At 58.6% G+C, this 20,549-nt stretch carries 21 protein-coding genes; 9 read left to right on the top strand and 12 right to left on the bottom strand.

Annotated elements, in window-relative coordinates; translation table 11 throughout:
- Positions 1-2: 2 nt before the first annotated feature.
- From BFV67_RS18275 to BFV67_RS23545, 3 genes are all read left to right on the top strand, one after another.
- On the top strand, positions 3-596 hold the full coding sequence (locus BFV67_RS18275; RefSeq protein ID WP_045351706.1) for an XTP/dITP diphosphatase: 594 nt from the start codon (positions 3-5) through the stop codon (positions 594-596).
- Positions 589-1,731: a radical SAM family heme chaperone HemW gene (gene hemW, locus BFV67_RS18280; RefSeq protein WP_059364444.1), complete on the top strand. Its 1,143-nt coding sequence runs from the start codon at positions 589-591 to the stop codon at positions 1,729-1,731. Before BFV67_RS18275 ends, hemW begins: the two co-directional genes overlap by 8 nt.
- A gap of 63 nt (positions 1,732-1,794) precedes the next feature.
- A complete protein-coding gene (locus tag BFV67_RS23545) occupies positions 1,795-2,157 on the top strand; it encodes an endonuclease domain-containing protein (protein WP_071949300.1) in 363 nt (120 codons plus the stop codon).
- Between the two features lie 75 nt (positions 2,158-2,232).
- Here BFV67_RS23545 and BFV67_RS18285 read toward each other — a convergent pair whose 3' ends face one another.
- Genes BFV67_RS18285 through trmB form a run of 3 tightly spaced genes read right to left on the bottom strand, consistent with a single transcriptional unit; the run spans position 2,233 to position 4,051 of the window.
- Positions 2,233-2,949 carry a YggN family protein gene (locus tag BFV67_RS18285; RefSeq protein ID WP_008499762.1) on the bottom strand — a complete coding sequence of 239 codons (717 nt, stop codon included), beginning with the start codon at positions 2,947-2,949 and terminating at the stop codon, positions 2,233-2,235.
- Between the two features lie 56 nt (positions 2,950-3,005).
- Positions 3,006-3,332 (bottom strand): YggL family protein, encoded by a 327-nt coding sequence (locus tag BFV67_RS18290; RefSeq protein WP_003862421.1) that lies wholly within the window; start codon positions 3,330-3,332, stop codon positions 3,006-3,008.
- Positions 3,332-4,051 (bottom strand): tRNA (guanosine(46)-N7)-methyltransferase TrmB, encoded by a 720-nt coding sequence (trmB, locus tag BFV67_RS18295; protein WP_025912470.1) that lies wholly within the window; start codon positions 4,049-4,051, stop codon positions 3,332-3,334. The genes BFV67_RS18290 and trmB overlap by 1 nt, the downstream gene beginning before the upstream one ends.
- A gap of 144 nt (positions 4,052-4,195) precedes the next feature.
- Between trmB and mutY the strand changes: the two genes are divergently transcribed.
- From mutY to BFV67_RS18315, 4 genes are all read left to right on the top strand, one after another.
- Complete coding sequence (gene mutY, locus BFV67_RS18300; RefSeq protein WP_172644125.1) at positions 4,196-5,248, top strand: A/G-specific adenine glycosylase; 1,053 nt, start codon at positions 4,196-4,198, stop codon at positions 5,246-5,248.
- A 26-nt stretch (positions 5,249-5,274) separates the two neighbouring features.
- Positions 5,275-5,547, top strand: a complete 273-nt coding sequence (locus BFV67_RS18305) for an oxidative damage protection protein (protein WP_008499765.1) — start codon at positions 5,275-5,277, stop codon at positions 5,545-5,547.
- A 124-nt stretch (positions 5,548-5,671) separates the two neighbouring features.
- The gene (gene mltC, locus BFV67_RS18310; protein WP_021242082.1) at positions 5,672-6,748 is read left to right on the top strand and encodes a membrane-bound lytic murein transglycosylase MltC; all 1,077 of its coding nucleotides are present in this window, start codon (positions 5,672-5,674) and stop codon (positions 6,746-6,748) included.
- Between the two features lie 217 nt (positions 6,749-6,965).
- On the top strand, positions 6,966-8,222 hold the full coding sequence (locus BFV67_RS18315) for a nucleoside permease (protein WP_008499767.1): 1,257 nt from the start codon (positions 6,966-6,968) through the stop codon (positions 8,220-8,222).
- Positions 8,223-8,301: 79 nt separating this feature from the next.
- Here BFV67_RS18315 and citG read toward each other — a convergent pair whose 3' ends face one another.
- From citG to BFV67_RS18355, 8 genes are read right to left on the bottom strand one after another with little or no spacing between them, the layout of a single operon-like run.
- Complete coding sequence (gene citG / locus BFV67_RS18320; RefSeq protein ID WP_069598767.1) at positions 8,302-9,105, bottom strand: triphosphoribosyl-dephospho-CoA synthase CitG; 804 nt, start codon at positions 9,103-9,105, stop codon at positions 8,302-8,304.
- The gene (gene citX / locus BFV67_RS18325; RefSeq protein WP_023618643.1) at positions 9,083-9,622 is read right to left on the bottom strand and encodes a citrate lyase holo-[acyl-carrier protein] synthase; all 540 of its coding nucleotides are present in this window, start codon (positions 9,620-9,622) and stop codon (positions 9,083-9,085) included. The genes citG and citX overlap by 23 nt, the downstream gene beginning before the upstream one ends.
- On the bottom strand, positions 9,619-11,142 hold the full coding sequence (citF, locus tag BFV67_RS18330) for a citrate lyase subunit alpha (RefSeq protein WP_069598768.1): 1,524 nt from the start codon (positions 11,140-11,142) through the stop codon (positions 9,619-9,621). Before citF ends, citX begins: the two co-directional genes overlap by 4 nt.
- Before the next feature lie 10 nt (positions 11,143-11,152).
- Positions 11,153-12,028 (bottom strand): citrate (pro-3S)-lyase subunit beta, encoded by an 876-nt coding sequence (gene citE, locus BFV67_RS18335; protein ID WP_023344877.1) that lies wholly within the window; start codon positions 12,026-12,028, stop codon positions 11,153-11,155.
- On the bottom strand, positions 12,025-12,318 hold the full coding sequence (citD, locus tag BFV67_RS18340; RefSeq protein WP_010435508.1) for a citrate lyase acyl carrier protein: 294 nt from the start codon (positions 12,316-12,318) through the stop codon (positions 12,025-12,027). Before citD ends, citE begins: the two co-directional genes overlap by 4 nt.
- Positions 12,319-12,334: 16 nt before the next feature.
- On the bottom strand, positions 12,335-13,357 hold the full coding sequence (gene citC, locus BFV67_RS18345; RefSeq protein WP_069598769.1) for a [citrate (pro-3S)-lyase] ligase: 1,023 nt from the start codon (positions 13,355-13,357) through the stop codon (positions 12,335-12,337).
- Between the two features lie 13 nt (positions 13,358-13,370).
- Positions 13,371-14,234 (bottom strand): fumarylacetoacetate hydrolase family protein, encoded by an 864-nt coding sequence (locus BFV67_RS18350; protein ID WP_021242089.1) that lies wholly within the window; start codon positions 14,232-14,234, stop codon positions 13,371-13,373.
- 17 nt (positions 14,235-14,251) lie between these two features.
- Complete coding sequence (locus tag BFV67_RS18355; protein WP_021242090.1) at positions 14,252-15,613, bottom strand: 2-hydroxycarboxylate transporter family protein; 1,362 nt, start codon at positions 15,611-15,613, stop codon at positions 14,252-14,254.
- Between the two features lie 344 nt (positions 15,614-15,957).
- Here BFV67_RS18355 and BFV67_RS18360 point away from each other — a divergent pair, with 344 nt between their 5' ends.
- Together BFV67_RS18360 and BFV67_RS18365 are read left to right on the top strand one after the other, a co-directional pair.
- Positions 15,958-17,583, top strand: a complete 1,626-nt coding sequence (locus BFV67_RS18360; RefSeq protein WP_069598770.1) for an ATP-binding protein — start codon at positions 15,958-15,960, stop codon at positions 17,581-17,583.
- Positions 17,573-18,265, top strand: coding sequence for a response regulator (locus BFV67_RS18365; protein ID WP_069598771.1), 693 nt, complete (start codon positions 17,573-17,575; stop codon positions 18,263-18,265). Before BFV67_RS18360 ends, BFV67_RS18365 begins: the two co-directional genes overlap by 11 nt.
- A gap of 88 nt (positions 18,266-18,353) precedes the next feature.
- Here the strand turns inward: BFV67_RS18365 and BFV67_RS18370 are convergent, their stop codons facing one another.
- The gene (locus BFV67_RS18370) at positions 18,354-20,489 is read right to left on the bottom strand and encodes an ornithine decarboxylase (RefSeq protein ID WP_069598772.1); all 2,136 of its coding nucleotides are present in this window, start codon (positions 20,487-20,489) and stop codon (positions 18,354-18,356) included.
- Between the last annotated feature and the right edge of the window lie 60 nt (positions 20,490-20,549).

Below are 20,549 nucleotides of genomic sequence, written 5' to 3' on the forward strand. Positions count from 1 at the left end.
CCATGCAGAAAGTTGTTCTCGCGACCGGCAACGCCGGTAAAGTGCGCGAGCTGGCCTCGCTATTAAATGATTTTGGTCTGGACGTGGTCGCCCAGACCGATCTTGGCGTGGATTCCGCCGAAGAGACGGGGCTGACGTTTATCGAAAACGCGATCATTAAAGCGCGCCACGCTGCGCAGGTAACTGGCCTCCCCGCGATTGCCGACGACTCCGGCCTGGCCGTAGACGCCCTCGGCGGCGTGCCGGGGATCTACTCTGCCCGCTATTCCGGCGTTGACGCTACCGACCAGCAGAATCTGGAAAAGCTGCTTGTCGCCCTGAAAGACGTCCCGGACGAACAGCGCACCGCGCAGTTCCACTGCGTGCTGGTCTATCTGCGTCACGCGGAAGACCCGACGCCGATCGTCTGCCACGGCAGCTGGCCGGGCGTGATTACCCGTGAAGCGGCTGGCAACGGCGGCTTTGGTTACGACCCGATTTTCTTTGTCCCTTCCGAGGGCAAAACCGCTGCGGAACTGACCCGCGAAGAAAAAAGCGCGATATCCCACCGCGGACGCGCGCTGAAACTGTTACTGGAAGCACTGCGTAATGGCTAATTTGCCGCCTCTGAGTCTTTATATTCACATCCCGTGGTGCGTGCAAAAATGCCCGTACTGCGATTTCAACTCGCACGCGCTGAAGGGCGAAGTGCCGCACGATGACTACGTTGCGCATCTGCTGGCCGACCTGGATGCCGATGTACCTTACGCACAGGGACGTGAAGTTAAGACCATTTTCATTGGTGGCGGTACGCCGAGCCTGCTGTCAGGCCCGGCGATGCAAACGCTGCTGGACGGCGTGCGCGCGCGCCTGAACCTGGCAGCGGATGCTGAAATTACGATGGAAGCCAACCCCGGCACCGTTGAGGCCGACCGTTTTGTCGACTATCAGCGCGCGGGCGTGAACCGCATCTCCATCGGCGTGCAGAGCTTTAGCGAGCCGAAGCTGAAGCGCCTGGGGCGTATTCACGGCCCGGAAGAGGCGAAGCGCGCGGCAAACCTGGCGACCGGTCTGGGCCTGCGCAGCTTTAACCTCGATCTGATGCACGGCCTGCCGGATCAGTCTCTGGAAGAGGCGCTGGACGATTTGCGCCAGGCCATTGCGCTGAATCCCCCTCATCTGTCGTGGTACCAGCTCACCATCGAGCCCAACACCCTGTTTGGCTCGCGTCCGCCGGTGCTGCCGGATGACGACGCGCTGTGGGATATCTTCGAGCAGGGTCACCAGCTGTTAACCGCGGCGGGCTATCAGCAGTACGAAACGTCGGCATATGCAAAGCCGGGCTACCAGTGTCAGCACAACCTGAACTACTGGCGCTTTGGCGACTATCTCGGCATCGGCTGCGGCGCACACGGCAAGGTGACCTTCCCGGACGGGCGTATTCTGCGTACTGCCAAAACCCGCCACCCTCGCGGGTATATGGAAGGCCGCTACCTGGAGCGTCAGCACGACGTCGAGGCGGCGGATAAGCCGTTTGAGTTCTTTATGAACCGCTTCCGTCTGCTGGAAGCCGCGCCGCGCGCTGAGTTTGCGCTGTACACCGGGCTGCCGGAGTCGGTGATTCGCCCGCAGATCGACGAAGCGCTGGCGCAGGGGTATCTCACGGAATGTGAGGAATACTGGCAGATCACCGAGCACGGCAAACTGTTCCTCAATTCCCTTCTTGAGCTGTTCCTCGCCGAAGATTCCTGAAGGTTGGTTCAGGATTTTGCATCCCGTTCTGTCGGCTGAGGGAAAGGCTGGCAGAGTGTGGGGATGGAAATTACGCGTTCATATGCAAAACAGCTCAGACGCGAGCTGACAACGGAAGAAAGGCGGCTTTGGTATCTACTGCGCAGCCGCCGTTTCGAAAATTATAAATTTCGCCGACAGCATCCGGTAGGAAACTACATACTGGATTTCGCCTGCTGCGAAGCACGTCTGGCAGTTGAGCTGGATGGCGGACAGCATGATGAAAATCAGGAATACGATCATCAAAGGACGTTGTGGTTAAACCAAAAGGGCTGGCACGTTATTCGATTCTGGAACAACGAACTTTGGAATAATGAAGAGGCTGTGTTGGAAAAGATCCTTGAGACACTGCAAATGCTGCAACCCTCACCCCGGCCCTCTCCCTGAAAGGGAGAGGGAGCAAACCATCCCCTCGCCCCTTTGGGGAGAGGGTTAGGGTGAGGGGCCCAGCGCGCAGAGACCTTACTTCAGCGTCCCCACCAGCGCCTTCCGGCTGTCTTCCAGCGACACCACGCGTTTACACACGTCTTTGCCGAACTGCTGGAAATCATCTTCCTGGTTTTTCCACTCGTTCTGAATGGAGGTTTGCAGGCCGCCCAGACTGCCCAGCACGCCCTGCAGCGGGTTACCGCCGCCTTTCAGCACCGCTTTGGCGCCCATCTCGTTGATGCTGTCCTGCAGGATGCCGCCCATCGCCTGGTTCACCAGCTGCTGCCCGTCAGCACGAACCTGATCGATCGCCTTATAGTGGAACGTCAGGCCGTCGGAGCGCGTCTCGATAATGCGGTTCATCTGTTCTTTAAGCTGCTTGTCCAGCTTCGTCAGGCGGGTGCGCATGTTACTGCTCTCACCCACCTCTTTGGTGATGATCTTATCCAGCGCCACGCGGCTCTTTTCGACGCGCGTCAGGGCACCTTCATTAATCCACGGCAGCGCGGTACGCAATTCGGACTGGTAGTCTTTCGCCTGCTCGCGCTGTGCGGCAGTCAGGTTGTACTGCTTGCCGTTATAGGTGACGTTCCCTTCTGGCGTAATCACCAGATTGCCGTTCTCGCCTTTGACCTGCACGGTTTGCGGGCTTAACACCACGTCATCACGCGGGGTGACGCTACATTGATAATCCGCATGGGCGGTGAATCCGGTTGCCATCAAAGCAACTGCCAGCAACGTTTTGCGCATCTTAAACACTCCCTCAGACAAAACGGGCCAGCTAATGCTGGCCCCTTACTGCTTAATTAGTCCCACCAAACGTCGAAAAGTTCGCTGACGCGGACATCTTCGAGCTTGTGGTCTTCAAGCCATTTACGGACCAGGGCCTGATGTTCTTCGGTGCATTTACCCACTTCCTGGGTGCAGATCAGACCTTCCCAGGCCAGATAGCCGCTACCGTCGAAGGCCAGTTTGTTAGGCTCGATCACCTCGTTGATGAACGCATCCACGTCCTGATCGATCTGCTCAACGCTGGTGCCTTCCGGGAAACGCCACGCAACGGAGAAGCCCACTTCCTGGAATTCTTCGATGTGCATCTTTTTACGCAGACGACGGCTACGATTCTTTGCCATTATTTCACCCTCTCGAACATTAAGTCCCATACACCGTGACCAAGACGATGGCCACGCTGTTCAAATTTCGTTACCGGACGCGATTCCGGACGCGGTACATAGTCGTTGCTCGCAGACTGGTTTTTGTAACCGTCGAGCGACGACATCACTTCCAGCATATGTTCCGCATACGGTTCCCAGTCGGTCGCCATATGGAAGACACCGCCCAGCTTCAGCTTGCTTTTAACCAGCTCGGCAAACGGCGCCTGAACGATACGGCGTTTATTATGACGCGCTTTATGCCACGGGTCAGGGAAAAAGAGCTGAACCATGGTTAAAGAATTGTCAGGAATCATTTTGTGCAGCACTTCCACCGCGTCGTGACACATCACGCGCAGGTTCTCAACGCCCTCTTCATGGGCCGTTGCCAGACATGCGCCCACGCCCGGCGAATGCACTTCGATACCAAGGAAGTTCTGCTCCGGGCGCGCTTTCGCCATGGTCACCAGCGAGGCGCCCATACCGAAGCCAATTTCCAGCGTGACCGGCGCGTCGCGGCCAAACAGCTCGGCAAAATCCAGAGGCTGCTCGCTGAACTCAACGCCCATCACCGGCCAGTAGTTGTCCAGCGCGTGTTGCTGACCTTTTGTCAGGCGGCCCTGACGACGGACAAAGCTGCGAATACGGCGCAGCGGGCGACCGTTTTCATCAAATTCCGGTGAAATGACGTCGTTTTTCATAAAAGAGTTGTCTGCTTGTGAGAATGTTCGGGAAACGGGCATTATCCAAAGTTAAGGCTTCTATGCAAGCATGGGAAAGATCCGGTTTACAGCAGATTGACGCTGTGCTGCAATCTGCGTCCCTGATTATGCGAATCGATGACCATGCAAGCCTCTCAATTTTCAGCCCAGGTGCTGGACTGGTACGACAAATACGGGCGTAAAACCCTGCCCTGGCAAATTGAAAAAACGCCGTACAAAGTATGGCTCTCCGAGGTGATGTTGCAACAAACGCAGGTCGCCACGGTGATCCCTTACTTCGAGCGTTTTATGGCGCGCTTCCCGACGGTGACCGATCTGGCCAATGCCCCGCTGGACGAGGTCCTGCACCTGTGGACCGGTCTTGGCTATTACGCGCGCGCGCGTAACCTTCACAAGGCCGCACAGCAGGTCGCCACGCGCCACAACGGGAAATTCCCGGAAACCTTCGACGAGGTGGCCGATCTCCCCGGCGTCGGACGCTCAACCGCAGGCGCTATTCTCTCCCTGTCTTTAGGCAAGCATTTCCCGATCCTCGACGGCAACGTAAAGCGCGTGCTGGCACGCTGCTATGCCGTTGACGGCTGGCCGGGGAAGAAGGACGTTGAAAAACGCCTGTGGGAAATCAGTGAAGCGGTCACTCCGGCGAAAGGGGTGGAGCGTTTTAACCAGGCGATGATGGATCTTGGCGCGATGGTCTGCACGCGCTCAAAACCCAAATGCGAGCTCTGCCCGGTGAATAATCTCTGCGTGGCGTATGCCAACCATTCCTGGGCGCAGTATCCGGGTAAGAAACCCAAACAGACGCTGCCGGAGCGCACCGGCTATATGCTGCTGATGCAACACGGCGATGAGGTCTTCCTGGCCCAGCGTCCGCCGAGCGGTCTTTGGGGTGGTCTATACTGCTTCCCACAGTTTGAAGATGAAGACTTGCTGCGTGAATGGCTTAAACAGCGTGGGATTGCTGCCGATAACCTGACACAGCTGACCGCGTTTCGCCACACCTTCAGCCATTTCCATCTGGATATTGTGCCGATGTGGCTTCCCGTGTCCTCCTTCGCCTCGTGCATGGATGAAGGCACCGCTCTCTGGTATAACTTAGCGCAACCGCCATCAGTCGGGCTGGCGGCTCCCGTGGAGCGCCTGTTACAGCAATTACGTGCCGGTGCAATGGTTTAGCATCGACAAGAAAAAGAGGAATGAGTATGGCCAGAACGATTTTTTGTACTTTCCTGCAGCGTGATGCTGAGGGCCAGGATTTCCAGCTTTATCCGGGCGAGCTGGGTAAACGCATCTACAATGAAATCTCCAAAGAAGCCTGGGGACAGTGGCAGAAAAAGCAGACCATGCTGATTAACGAGAAGAAACTCAGCATGATGAACCCGGAACACCGCAAGCTGCTGGAGCAGGAGATGGTGAGCTTCCTGTTCGAAGGTAAAGACGTGCACATCGAAGGCTATACGCCACCGGAAAAATAACATCGAGCGGCTGTTGCCGGGCGGCGCTTCGCTTGCACGGGCCTACGGTTTTGTAGGCCGGGTAAGCGCAGCGCCACCCGGCGAAAGCAACGACTAAGCAAACACAACACGCACTCCCGGAATGATGAAAAAACTTTTAGCGCTAGCCCTTGTTGCGCCGTTGCTCGTCTCGTGTTCGTCAAAAAAAGGCGATGATTACAACGAAGCCTGGATCAAGGACACCAACGGTTTTGACATTTTGATGGGGCAGTTTGCCCACAACATCGAGAACATATGGGGATTTAACGAAGTTCTTATTGCCGGACCTAAGGACTACGTTAAGTACACCGACGCCTATCTGACCCGTAGCCACATCAACTTTGATGAGGGGACGATCACGATTGAGACCATCGCAGGCACGGACCCTGCGGCACGACTCCGTCAGGCCATTATCAAAACCCTGCTGATGGGTGACGATCCGGGCTCAATCGATCTCTACTCCGATGCCGACGATATCACCATCTCGAAAGAGCCGTTCCTGTACGGTCAGGTCGTCGATCAGACCGGCCAGCCGATCCGCTGGGAAGGTCGCGCCACGAAATTTGCCGACTACCTGCTGCAGACGCGCCTGAAGAGCCGCTCTAACGGTCTGAAGATCATCTATAGCGTCACCATCAACCTCGTCCCGAACCACCTCGACAAGCGTGCGCATAAGTATCTGGGCATGGTGCGTCAGGCCTCGCGTAAATACGGCGTGGATGAGTCGCTGATCCTGGCGATTATGCAGACCGAATCCTCGTTTAACCCGTATGCGGTAAGCCGTTCCGACGCCCTGGGGCTGATGCAGGTGGTGCAGCACAGCGCCGGTAAAGACGTGTTCCGCGCGCAGGGGAAATCCGGCACGCCGAGCCGCAGCTATCTGTTCGACCCGCAGAGCAACATTGATACCGGCACGGCCTATCTGGCGATGCTGAACAATGTCTACCTCGGCGGCATCGACAACCCGACGTCGCGTCGCTATGCGGTGATCACTGCCTATAACGGCGGCGCGGGCAGCGTGCTGCGCGTCTTCTCAAATGACAAAGTGCAGGCCGCAAACATCATCAACAGCATGGCGCCGGGGGATGTCTACGCCACCCTGACCACCCGCCACCCGTCCGCGGAATCCCGTCGTTATCTGTATAAGGTGAATACGGCGCAGAAGAACTACCGTCGCCGGTGATCCGCACACCTTCTCCTGCAAGGAGAAGGTGTTCTGCTTCCCCCACCCATACGAAAATGTTATTTGCATCACAATCCAAACTGCAAATTAATGTGGATTGCATTTTTTTGCGGGAGGTAACAAAACATATCGTTGCCAACTGATAGAATTGCATCAAATAACAACCCTGAATGTTTCTATAACAACATATCTCCCGCTCACTTGTGAGGAAAGTAACATGAACCTTAAGCTGCAGCTTAAAATATTGTCGTTTCTGCAGTTCTGCCTGTGGGGTAGCTGGCTGACTACACTCGGCTCCTATATGTTTGTGACGCTCAAGTTCGATGGTGCGTCAATCGGTGCCGTCTACAGCTCGCTCGGTATTGCGGCTGTCTTCATGCCAACGCTGCTGGGGATCGTGGCGGATAAATGGTTAAGCGCCAAATGGCTGTACATGCTTTGCCACCTGGTGGGCGCGGGGACGCTGTTTATGGCAGCCCAGGTGACCACGCCGGGGGCGATGTTCATGGTGATTCTGCTCAACTCGCTGGCCTATATGCCAACGCTTGGGCTGATCAACACCATCTCCTACTACCGCCTGAAGTCCGCGGATATGGATATCGTGACCGATTTCCCGCCAATCCGTATCTGGGGCACCATCGGCTTTATCATGGCAATGTGGGGCGTAAGCTTCGCGGGCTTCGAACTGAGCCATATGCAGCTGTATATCGGTGCGGCGCTCTCCGTATTGCTGGCGATCTTCACCCTGACGCTGCCAACCATTCCGGTGTCTAACCAGCAGAAAAACCAGAGCTGGAGCACCATGCTCGGCCTGGATGCCTTCGCGCTGTTCAAAAACAAACGCATGGCGATCTTCTTCATCTTCTCCATGCTGCTGGGCGCGGAGCTGCAGATCACCAACATGTTCGGCAACACCTTCCTGCACAGCTTCGATAACAATCCGCTGTTCTCCGGCAGCTTTATCGTTGAGCATGCGTCGGTGATGATGTCCATCTCTCAGATCTCTGAGACGCTGTTCATCCTGACCATCCCGTTCTTCCTGAGCCGCTACGGCATCAAGAACGTCATGCTGATCAGTATCGCGGCGTGGATGCTGCGCTTCGGTCTGTTCGCCTACGGCGACCCAAGCCCGTTCGGCACGGTGCTGCTGGTGCTGTCGATGATTGTTTACGGCTGCGCCTTCGACTTCTTCAACATCTCCGGCTCGGTGTTTGTGGAAAAAGAGGTTAAACCTGAAATCCGCGCCAGCGCGCAGGGTATGTTCCTGATGATGACCAACGGCTTCGGCTGTATTCTGGGCGGCGTGGTGAGCGGTAAAGTGGTTGAGATGTACACCACCAACGGCATCACCAACTGGCAGCCGGTGTGGCTGATCTTCGCGGCGTACTCGCTGGTGCTGTTCTTCGCGTTCATCGCGCTGTTCAAGTACAAGCACGTGCGCGAACCGCACGGTGCGCAGCCGATCGCGCATTGATTGTTGTGCCCGGTGGCGCTGCGCTTACCGGGCCTACAAAACCAGACCGTAGGCCGGGTAAGGCGAAGCCGCCACCCGGCTATTTTATTGCAGAAAGCACCCACCCCACCGACAGCAAATCCGCGCTGCCGCCCGGGCTCAGATTTCGTTCAATCAATGCCTTATCCATCTTAAACAGCGCCTCGCGATCCCAGCCACTTGCCAGTAATTCACGCGCGTAGCCCTGAACGTAGCGCAGCCCTTCCATGCCGCCGCGCGACACGAGATTACTGTCCTGATTGACCGCCATCAGGCGTAACAGCAGGCCGTGAAGCGACTGTCCGTTCCACGAATCTAAAGCCTTACGCACCGTCGCAAAGCCGCTCTCCGCCTCACCGCGCGCGCCGGTTAAGCCGTACTGCTTAAACTGCCGCTCGCCCGCCGTCGCCTGTCCGCTGCGTGCGGCCAGCTCCCGCGACACCAGCCCGCGGCAGATGTTACTCACCTCACAGCAGAGGCTCTCTGCGGAGACATTTTTCACCCGCCCGGCGGCGAAGCACAGTAACCCCAGGGCAAAAATGCCGCCCTTGTGGGTGTTCACTCCGTTCGTCGCGGCATACATCGCCTGCTCGCAGGCCAGCCCCATCGGGCGGAGAAGGCGTAGCTGTTCGCCAGCGGGTTTATCCGCATTCGCGCTGCCCAGCTCGGCAAAGCGCGAAAACCACGGCGTAATTGCCACGATGCTGCGGACAAACAGCGCGTGGTCCATATCGCGATGGGAACCGTTGTTGAGCGTGTCCACCAGCCCCGGCTTGGGCGTGAGATCCAGCTCCTGCCACAGCGCCGCTTCAGCAAGCGCGGGCACGTCAACCGGGTGCGGTTTAGTCGCGAGCAAACCAGTCATCGATCGTCTTCTCCACGCGGGAAACCACCTGCTCAACGGGGTGGTTGCGCGAACGGGAACAGGCGTGGGCGGGCGCGTCGCAGATCAGGCAGCGCCTGAGATTCGCCCCCAGCGACTGACGCCCGACGTGGCCGTGCTGAGGGCAGATCACGTCCAGATCCCACAGCCTGCCGAGCGGGTGCGTCTGCTCCAGATCCGCACAGTGCGCTTTGATTTCCACCGCCGGATGGGCCACGCACCAGAGGGCTTCAGGTCCGGTCGGGAGCCACAGCACCTGACGGTCCAGCACCTGCCAGCGGTTTTCCCACAGCAGCTGGTCGCACATCTGCAGCGCCACGCCCATGGTATTGCGGTAGCGCAGGCTGTCCTTGATTTCCCCAGGCGTGACCAGCGTGAGGGAGATCACCGGTTGTTGATAGTGCTCAAGCATGTCAGCCTGGCGCGCTGCGCGGCGCTCTTTCGCCGCCAGCAGTTCGTCAAGGCTGACACCCGCCCGCACGGGTGTCGCTAAAGTCATACTTCCTCCTTCACCTGTCGCACGGTGTCGATCACGCTGCCGTCACGGTAGCGGATCACCCCGACGATTTTGTCGGTGAACTCAATCGGTTTCGGGACGCCGGTCAGGGAGATCGCCCGCTCGTACAGCGCGTTGATATCCACAACCTTCAGCCCGGCTTCCATGAGTCGTTCGCGGATCTCCGGGCGCGCCGGGTTGACCGCGATGCCGTGATCGGTAACCAGGACATCGATGCTCTCCCCCGGCGTAAGGCGCGTGGTAACGCGCTTCACCACCGTCGGAATGCGGCTGCGCAGCAGCGGCGCGACCACAATGGTCAGGTTCGCCGCGGCGGCCACGTCGCAGTGCCCGCCGGACGCGCCGCGCATCACGCCGTCGGAGCCGGTGATGACGTTGACGTTGAACTCGACGTCGATCTCCAGGGCGCTGAGGATCACCACGTCGAGCTGGTCGCAGCTTGCCGCCTTGCTGCCGGGGTTGGCGTAGACGTTGGTGGAGATCTCCACGTGGTTCGGGTTACGCGCCAGCGAGGCCGCCGCCTGGCCGTCAAAGCACTGGGTATCGAGCAGCTTTTCGATGAGCCCCTTCTCGTGCAGATCCACCAGGCTGCCGGTGATGCCGCCGAGCGCAAAGCGCGCCTTCACGCCGCTGCGCTCCATCTTCTCTTCCATAAAGCGGGTGCAGGCCGTGGCCGCCGCGCCGGAGCCGGTCTGCATCGAGAAGCCCGGTTTGAAGTAGCCGGAATGCTCGATCACATCCGCCGCATAGCGGGCAATCATCAGCTCGCGCGGGTTGCTGGTGACGCGCGCCGCGCCGACGCTGATTTTCGCCGGGTCGCCTACGCTCTCCACCTGCACGATGTAGTCCACCTGGTCCTGCACCAGGCTGGCGGGCATATTGGGGAACGGCACCAGGGCTTCGGTCAGCAGCACCACCCTGTGGGCAAAGTGCGCGTCCACCATCGCGTAGCCCAGCGAGCCGCAGCACGATTTGCCGTGCGTCCCGTTGGCGTTGCCAAACTCATCGCTGCACGGGACGCCGAGAAACGCCACGTCGATATTCAGCTCGCCGTCCTGGAGCAGCTTCACGCGCCCGCCGTGGGAGTGAATTTGCACCGGCTCGTCCATCAGCCCGTGGGAGATGGCATCCGCCAGCCTGCCGCGCATGCCGGAGGTGTAAATCCGGGTGATGACGCCGCTTTCGATATGCTCGATCAGGGCGTCGTTACAGGTCATCAGCGAGCTGGAGGCCAGCGTCAGGTTTTTGAAGCCCATCCGCGCCAGCAGCGCCACGACGGTGTTAATCACCCGGTCGCCTTCGCGAAACGCATGGTGGAAGGAGATGGTCATCCCGTCCTGCAGGCCGCAGCGTTTAACCGCCTCTTCAATGGAGGCGCAGAGCTTGCGGCTGTGCTTCGCATCGCTGTCCGCCAGCCACGGCGTGGCGCTGTGGGCGGTATCAAACGGTTTTAAGTCCCGCAGATGGGGAAAATTCACGTGAAGAAGTTCAGTCTGATTCATTATCTTATCCTTACCGACGCACGCCGGAGGCCGCCGCGCGCTCCAGCACCACCTGCGCGTGGTTAATAATCGGTGCATCCACCATTTTGCCGTTGAGCGACACCACGCCCAGGCCGTTACGCTCGCCCTCTTCTGCCGCCTCAATCACCCTTCTGGCGTGATCCACCTCTTCCTGCGTCGGGGCGTAGGCGTTGTGCAACAGGTCAATCTGGCGCGGGTTAATCAGCGATTTGCCGTTGAAGCCCATCTTGCGGATCAGATCGACCTCGCGCAGGAACCCGGCCTCGTCGTTAACGTCTGACCACACCACGTCGAAGGCGTCGATGCCCGCCGCGCGGGCGGCGTGCAGCACGGCGCAGCGGGCGTAGAACAGCTCGGTGCCGTCGCCGCGCTCGGTCTGCATATCCATCACGTAGTCAAAGGCGGCCAGCGCAATGCCGATGAGGCGCGGAGAGCTGCGGGCAATCGCCACGGCGTTGATGACGCCAATAGCCGACTCAATCGCCGCCATCACGCGGGTGGAGCCGATCTCGCGGCCGCACGCCTGCTCGATGCGCTCGAGGTGACCCTCCAGCTCATAGATGTCGTCCGGGGTATCGGTTTTCGGCAGACGAATCACGTCCACGCCGGCCCGCACGGCGGCTTCCAGATCCAGCAGACCAAACGGCGTGCTCAGCGGGTTAATGCGCACCACGGTTTCGATATCCTGATACATCGGGTGCTGCAGCGCGTGGAACACCAGCATGCGCGCCGTATCCTTCTCGCGCAGGGCAACGGCGTCCTCAAGGTCAAACATGATAGAGTCAGGACGGTAGATAAAGGCGGTGGAGAGCATGGCGGCGTTAGCGCCCGGCAGGAACAGCATGCTGCGGCGGAGTTTGCTCATTTCAGCGCCCCCCAGTTGATGGCCTGTTCATCGGCGGCACGCATCAGCGCGCTTTGCAGGCGGGCGCGGATCACACAGTCCAGCGCCCCTTTGTCTTCAATAATGATTAATCCCTGGTGCACGTTCATGGCGCGCAATGTGTCGTTGACCACCTGGCGAATCTGCTCGCCAAACTGCTTAATCACTTCGCTGTGGATGACGATCTCCAGCTCACCGTGAGCGGGGGCGATTTTCACCATCAGGTCGCTGGACTCCTGCGTTCCGGCCAGCGCCTCCCTTACAATATTCATGATAAATTCCTGATAGTTATGCGACTTCCGCACTCGCACGGTAATGCGTTTCGAGATGCGTGAAGGTGGAGTCCGGGACAATCTCCCGGATCCGGGAAAACTGCTGTGTCTTCAGTAAGCGGCGCACTTCGGACGCTGAAATAGCGTTACCGGTGGCCTTGATGCGCGGCATTTCCACCACCTCGATATGCGAGGCCAGCAGGTCGTGCAGCGTCTGGTTGTACTGGCGGGTGATGTCGCAGAACGGCTCCGAGCCGATGAAGCGGTGCGTGATGCCGAGCGCCGGGGCGATGAAGTCCCGGAAGATCAGCACGTCGATCTCGCTCCACGCCTGCTGCACCTTGCCGGTCTCCTTCAGGAAGTAGGCCGGAAAGGTGGCGCGAGAGATGATGTACTGCGAGCCTTCATGCACCACCACGTTCGGCAGATGCGCCACGCCCGCGCGCACCATCTCCAGACGCGCGCTGAACGGGAAGAACGATGCGTCTTCACGCACCACGAACAGATGCAGGGCATCGCACCGCTGCGCCGCCTGCTCCACCAGATGGCGGTGGCCGAGGGTGAACGGATTGGCGTTCATCACGATGGCGCCAATCTTCTCCCCGCACTTGCGCTTCGCGCTCAGGGAACGGCAGTAGCGCGCGATCCCCTGCGGGGTGTTCTCCATCAGCACCGCGTTGTTCCCGCTCTGGGCAATCGGCCAGAAGCCGCTGCGGGCAAAGCGCTCCCGGTTGCACGGCCGGGTGCAGAGGAAGAGGTGAAAATGGCCGCGCTCCAGCGCCGCATTTTGCACCTCCGCCAGCAGCCGCGCGCTGAGGTTCTCGCCGCGAAGCTGCTCGTTGACCGCCACGCACTTGATGACGTTGGCGGCAAGCCCTGCGCACCCCACCAGCTGCGAGCCGGACCAGGCTTCGACGAACAGCGTGATGTCGTTGTCCAGGCCAAGGCCGCTGTCTGCCAGCAGGTAACGGATCTGACTCAAGCGTTCCGGGTGTTTCGCCACCAGCGTGTGGCGAAAATCGATGGGTTGCGAATGCATGCTGCCGCCTTACTTAATGTGCTGCCGCGAGCCCGACGGCTGGCGCTTCCACGATCACGTTGCTCAGATGACCGATATGCTCGATCTCCACCTCAATGCGATCCCCCTCTTTCATAAACAGCGGCGGATTGCGCTTTTTACCCACCCCACCTGGGGATCCGGTGATGATCACATCGCCAGGACTTAAGCGGGTGAAGGTGCTGATGTATTCGATCAGCTCCGCCACCTTGTGGATCATGCTGCTGGTGTTGTCTTCCTGCACCATGCGGCCGTTCAGCCAGGTGCGGATTGCCAGCTGATGCGGGTCCGGGATCTCGTCCGCCGTCGCCATCCACGGGCCAAACGCGCCGGTTTTGCGCCAGTTTTTACCGGCGGTAAACCAGGTGTGCTGCCAGTCGCGGGCGGAGCCGTCCATGTAGCAGCTGTAGCCCGCCACGTGGCGCAGGGCGTCGTCGCGGCTGATGTTCTCCCCGCCTTTACCGATGATCACCGCCAGCTCGCCTTCGTAGTCGAATTCGCTGGAGTGGCGCGGCTTCAGCACCGGCTCGTTGTGGCCGGTCTGTGAGTCCGGGAAGCGGACAAACAGCGTTGGGGCCGGGTTGTGCTGGTCAAACTCCTTGCGCTTGTCGGCGTAGTTCATGCCCACGCAGAGGATTTTTTCCGGCTGCTCAATCACCGGTAAGAAGGTGATGGCGCTCATCGGCACGTCCACGGCATCGTTCAGGTAGCGGGTGGCCTGCGCCAGCCCGTTGCCCTGCAGCAGCGCTTTAAGGTCGCTGTAGCGGTCGCCCAGACGGCGACCTAAATCAATCACGCCGTCGGCCTGGACAATGCCGTAGCTGCGTTTTCCCTGGTATAAAAAGCTTGCGAGTTTCATTGTTCTTTCCTGAAAACTTAAACGAGGAAGTTGCCCAGAATCAGCAGTGAGATGGAGACGTTAATCGCCCCGCCGATACGGGTAGCAATCTGGGCGAACGGCATCAGGCTCATGCGGTTGCCTGCGGTCAGGATCGCCACGTCGCCAGTACCGCCCTGGCCGCTCTGGCAGCAGGAGACGATGGCGACATCAATCGGGTGCATGCCAATCTTTTTGCCGACGAAGAACCCGGTCGCCACGAGCGCGGAGACGGTGCTGATAATCACCAGCAGGTTGGTCAGCGTGAAGGCGGCCACCAGTTCATGCCATGGGGTGATGGCCACGCCAACGGCAAAGAGAATCGGGTAGGTCACGGAGGTCTGGAAGAATTTGTACACCACCTGAGAGCCTTCCAGCAGGCGCGGAGAGGCGCCGTTGCAGAGCTTCACCAGCACCGCCATAAACAGCATGCCGACCGGCGCAGGCAGGCCAATCAGCTTGTGGCCGAGCATGCCCAGCATGTAGAGCAGCACCGCCAGCAGCGCGCCGGAGGCGATCGTGGTCACGTCCGCTTTGCCGGAGAACGCAGGCTGAGAGACGGTGGCATCGGCATTGGCGCGGTTCGGCATCAGCTGGCCTTCACCGGTCAGGTGTGGATAACGCTTGCCCAGCTGGTTCAGGCAGCCGGAGATGATGATGGCAGTCAGACCGCCGAGCATGACCATCGGCAGCACGCGACCGAGCGCCACGCCCTGGTCCATATGCAGCAGGGTGGCATAGCCGATGGAAAGCGGGATTGCCCCTTCCCCGACGCCGCCCGCCATGATCGGCAGGATGATAAAGAAGAAGATCTGGAATGGCTCAAGACCCAGCGCCAGGCCGACGCCCATCCCCACCAGCATGCCGACGATTTCGCCGCACAGCATCGGGAAGAAGATGCGCAGGAAGCCCTGAATCAGCACCGTGCGGTTCATGCTCATGATGCTGCCGACAATAATGCAGCAGATATAGAGGTAGAGAATGTTGGTGGATTTGTAGAACTTGGTGGTGGACTCGACCACCACGTCCGGCAGCAGGCCATAATAGACCAGCGCGGAAGGGATAAAGGTGGCGCAAATCGCCGCCGCGCCGAGCTTGCCGACAATCGGCAGGCGTTTGCCAAACTCACCGCAGGCAAAGCCGAAGAAGGCCAGCGTCGCCACCATCACCACGATATCGCTCGGCAGTTTTCCGCCCAGGCAATCAATCGCGATCAGTGCCCCCGCCAGAACGAACAGCGGCAGAGGAATAATCCCGATTTTCCAGGTATCCATAATATGCCACCAGCGCTCTTTGAGCGAAGGTCGCTGAATTTCAATCGGGTCGTGGGTAACAGAGAAAGAATCGTCAGTTGTGCTCATAATAAGCCCCTTGGTTATTTTGTGCGTTCAGCTTAGAGTCACAAAGGCTTACTTTATGTGAGGAATGGCATATTAAAAGCGAAGTTTTAATGGCAGCTATGGTTTTAATGGTTTCTTTTATTTAATGTGATTTACGCCTTATTTATGGCCGTGGTTTTTATGGTTTCTTTTCTGAATTGAACAAACAAATAACATTTATTCGTGCAGCCAGAGGCCACCCGTCTTTGGGATGATGCTTTTACAACGCCCGCTGTGCAAGGGATCACAAGTTTTCGGCAAAGCGGGCGTCCGCGCGAAAAAAGATGATATATTGGCGTTCTTTGTCGCTACCTTGCGTGAGAGTTATGAAAGTCTCTTTCCAGATAAAGCTGTTTATTTCGCTGGTTGCCTTTTTCTCAGTGCTTTTTGCGTTACTGGGCGGATATTATTATGCCGATGTCGGGAAACAGCTTTATCAGGAAATGAGTACGCGCGCCAAAATACAGGCTGAAGAGATTGCGCTTATTCCAACATTGCGACATGAAGTTGAACAAAAGAATATCGCCGCCATCCATGATTTTATGCAGAAGATTTCTGCGCACAGTGACGCCAGCTTTATTGTGATTGGTGATAATAAGGGCCAGCATCTTTTTCACTCCGTCTTCGCCGACAGAGTGGGCACCACGCTGGTAGGCGGTGACAACGACGCCGTATTGCAGGGTAAAAGCACCACCACCATCCGCAAAGGCGGGTTGGGTATTTCGCTGCGCAGTAAGGCCCCCATCTTCAACGCTGCCGGACAGGTGGTCGGCATTGTTTCGGTCGGCTATCTCACCAGCTACCTGGACACCATTACCGTCAGTAAAGTGGTCAATATCCTGATTGCCGCGGTGCTGCTGCTGATTGCTCTCTTTATCTTCTCCTGGTTCTTTACCCGCAGTATTAAGAAGCAGATCTTCTCCCTCGAGCCGCGCGAGATCGGCCTGCTGGTGCGCCAGCAGAAGGCGTTGATGGAGTCTATTTATGAAGGCGTAATTGCCATTGACGATCAAAGGCGGATTGAAGTCATCAACCAGGCGGCGCGCAAGCTGCTGGGGCTGAGCCAGCCGGCCCGTGAGCTTCGCGGGCAGCTGATAAGCCAGGTGATCGATCCGGTCCCGTTCTTCGACACGCAGACGATGCTGGCGAAAGATACCCATGATGAGATTTGCCGTTTTAACGATCTCACGGTGATTGCCAGCCGGGTCCACATCATGCTTGAGGGATCGCTGCAGGGCTGGGTGATCACCTTCCGCGATCGCAACGAGATCGACTCGCTGAGCGCCCAGCTCAGCCAGGTCAAACGCTACGTCGATAACCTGCGCATCATGCGTCATGAGCAGTTAAACCGGATGACCACCCTCTCCGGTCTGCTGCATATGGGCCGCTATGAGGAGGCGATTGGCTACATTCAGGCGCAGTCTGAACACGCTCAGGAGCTGCTGGACTTTATCTCTTCGCGCTTCAGCTCCCCGACCCTGTGCGGCCTGCTGCTGGGGAAAGCCGCCCGCGCGCGGGAGAAAGGGGTCGAGCTGAGTTTCGACCCGGCCTGTCGGCTGGACAGGCCGTTCCTGCCGTTGGGGGAACAAGAGCTGATTTCGATTATTGGCAACCTGCTGGATAACGCTATCGAAGCGACGCAGCGGTCGCCGCTTCCCCACGCGCCGGTGGAGGTGCTGATAAAGCTCAGCGAACAGGAGCTGATTATTGAAGTGGCCGACCAGGGCGTTGGCATCAAGCCGGAGATCCGTGAGCGGATCTTTGAGCGCGGCATCACCACCAAAACGCGCGGCGATCATGGGATTGGTCTGTATCTGATCGAAAGCTATGTCACACAGGCTGGCGGCGCGATAGAAGTTGCCGATAATATCCCGCGCGGCGCCATTTTCTCCCTGTTTATCCCGTCCACGGGAACCGCCCGGCAACTGGAAGACACCGACTATGCAACATGAACTTATCGACGTACTGATTGTTGAAGACGAGAACGAGCTGGCGCAACTGCACGCGGAGCTGATAAGCAAGCATCCGCGTCTGAGGCTGGTGGGCATTGCCTCGTCGCTGGCTGCGGCCCAGGCAGAGCTTGTAAGCAAACAGCCGCAGCTGGTGCTGCTGGATAACTATCTGCCGGACGGCAAAGGGATCTCGCTGATCAATAACCCCATGCTGGCCCGCGCCAACTGCTCGGTCATTTTTATCACTGCCGCCAGCGATATGGACACCTGCAGCCAGGCCATCCGCAACGGCGCGTTCGACTACATCCTCAAACCCGTCTCCTGGAAGCGGCTCAGCCAGTCGCTGGAGCGGTTTGTGCAGTTTGCCGAACAGCAGCGCGTCTGGAAGATTGTCGACCAGCAGAACGTCGATTCGCTCTATCAGCTTCAGGCGAAAAACTACCGCCAGGACAACGGCAGCAAGGGCATTGAGGAAAATACCCTGGCGCGGGTGCAGTCGCTGTTTAACGACAAGGCAACGCACTGCTTTACCGTGGATGAAGTGGTGAGCGAGACGGGACTGAGTAAAACCACCACCCGTCGCTATCTGGAGCACTGCGTAGAGACCGGGTTTCTCAGCGTGGAGATGCTGTACGGCAAGATTGGGCATCCGAGGAGGATGTACCGGCGCGCAGAAGCCTGAAGCTATATTGTAGGCCCGGTAAGCTTGCGCCACCGGGCAAATCGCCGGGTGGCGCTAACGCTTACCCGGCCTACGTTCGGGGGAGAGTCTACTTCAACACATACCCATACAGCCGCTTAATCCCGTCGGCATCCTTCTCGCTGTACACGCCCTGCAGCTCCGGCGAAAAGCCCGGCAGCAGGTTGATGCCCTCCTCCAGCGCCAGGAAGTAACGCTGTACCGCCCCGCCCCAGACTTCACCCGGCACCACGCACAGCACGCCCGGCGGATAGGGCAGCGCCCCTTCGGCAGCAATCCGCCCTTCGGCATCCCGTATGCGAACCAGCTCCACGTTCCCGCGAATATACGCCTGATTGGCATCCTGCGGGTTCATCAGCACCTCAGGCAGGCTCTCCTTGCGGAACATCGCCTTCTGCAAATCCTTCACGTCGAAGCTGACGTAGAGATCGTGCATCTCCTGACACAGCTGGCGAAGGGTATAATCCCGGTAGCGCACCGGGTATTTCTGGAAGATCGTCGGCAGCACGTCGGCCAGCGGGGTGTCGTCTTCAATATGTTGTTCAAACTGTCCCAGCATTGCCACCAGCTGCGCCAGCTTCTCGCTGCTTTCGGCAGGCGTCAGCAGGAACAGGATCGAGTTAAGGTCGCATTTTTCCGGCACGATGCCGTTTTCACGCAGGTAGTGCGCCAGAATCGTCGCCGGGATCCCGAAATCGGTGTACTCCCCGGTTTCGGCATCAATGCCCGGCGTGGTCAGCAGCAGCTTGCACGGGTCAACAAAGTACTGCTCGCTTGCATAGCCCTCAAATCCGTGCCATTTGGCCCCCGGCTCGAAGCTGAAGAAGCGCAGCTCGCTGGCAATGGCGTGCGTCGGATGATCCTGCCACGGCCGCCCCGCCACCACCGGTGGGATAAACGGCTTGATCATATGGCAGTTGGCGATGATGGCCTTGCGCGCCTCAATGCCCAGCTCCACACACTCGGCCCACAGCCTGCGCCCGCTTTCCCCTTCGTGGATTTTCGCATTGACATCCAGCGCCGCGAACAGCGGGTAAAACGGGCTGGTGGAGGCATGCAGCATAAAGGCGTTGTTCAGCCGCTTGTGCGGGCAGAAACGCGCCTGACCGCGGATGTGGTTATCCTTTTTATGGATCTGCGAGGTTTGCGAGAACCCGGCCTGCTGTTTGTGCACCGACTGGGTCACGAAAATGCCCGGATCGTTCTCGTTCAGTTCCAGCAACAGCGGGGACGTTTCCGCCATCATCGGAATAAACTGCTCGTAGCCTACCCAGGCGGAGTCAAAGAGAATGTAGTCGCACAGATGGCCGATCTTGTCGATCACCTGACGGGCGTTGTAGATCGTCCCGTCATAGGTGCCAAGCTGAATGATCGCCAGGCGGAATGGACGCGGCTCGTCGGCTTTTTGCGGCGCCGCCTCGCGGATCAGGTCCCGCAGATACGCGTCGTCAAAGCAATGCTCGTCAATCCCGCCAATAAAGCCAAACGGGTTACGCGCAGCCTCAAGGTAAACCGGCGTGGCGCCCGCCTGGATCAGCGCCCCGTGGTGGTTAGATTTATGGTTGTTGCGGTCGAACAGCACCAGATCGCCACGGGTGAGCAGCGCGTTGGTCACCACCTTGTTGGCCGCCGACGTGCCGTTCAGCACGAAGTAGGTTTTATCCGCGTTGAAGACTTTCGCCGCAAACTTTTGCGCATGCTTGGCGGACCCTTCGTGGATCAGCAGATCGCCCAGCTTCACGTCGGCATTGCACATGTCCGCGCGGAACACGTTCTCACCGAAGAAATCATAGAACTGCCGCCCTGCCGGATGCTTTTTGAAAAACTCGCCGTGCTGGTGGCCCGGACAGGCGAAAGTGCTGTTGCCCATCTCCACATACTGACTCAGGGTGTCGAAAAACGGCGGCAGCAGGTTCTCTTCGTAACGGCTGGCAGCAGTCTCCAGTTCCAGAAACTCCTGAGCTTTACCCGAGATGACCGCGGTGGCGCCGTCAGGCACCTCCGTTGGCTCCTGAGAGAAAATAAACACCGGTAAATGAAAGCCCGTGCGTTTCAGCAAGGCAAGGATGCCGCTGCGACTCTCTGTCGTCGTCATGACGACGGCTGCCACATCGGTGAAATCCGTGCTGTCCAGCGTCACCTTTTCGCGATGCGTAGACACCGTTGAGAGCAGCTCGCGGCTGACGGCGATTTTCATGGTTTTCATAAGCGCAATTACCCTCACCGAACGGTGAGACAGGGAGGAGAAAATTCGCGCAATAATGTC

The organism is Enterobacter roggenkampii (assembly GCF_001729805.1).
Lineage (GTDB): Bacteria > Pseudomonadota > Gammaproteobacteria > Enterobacterales > Enterobacteriaceae > Enterobacter > Enterobacter roggenkampii.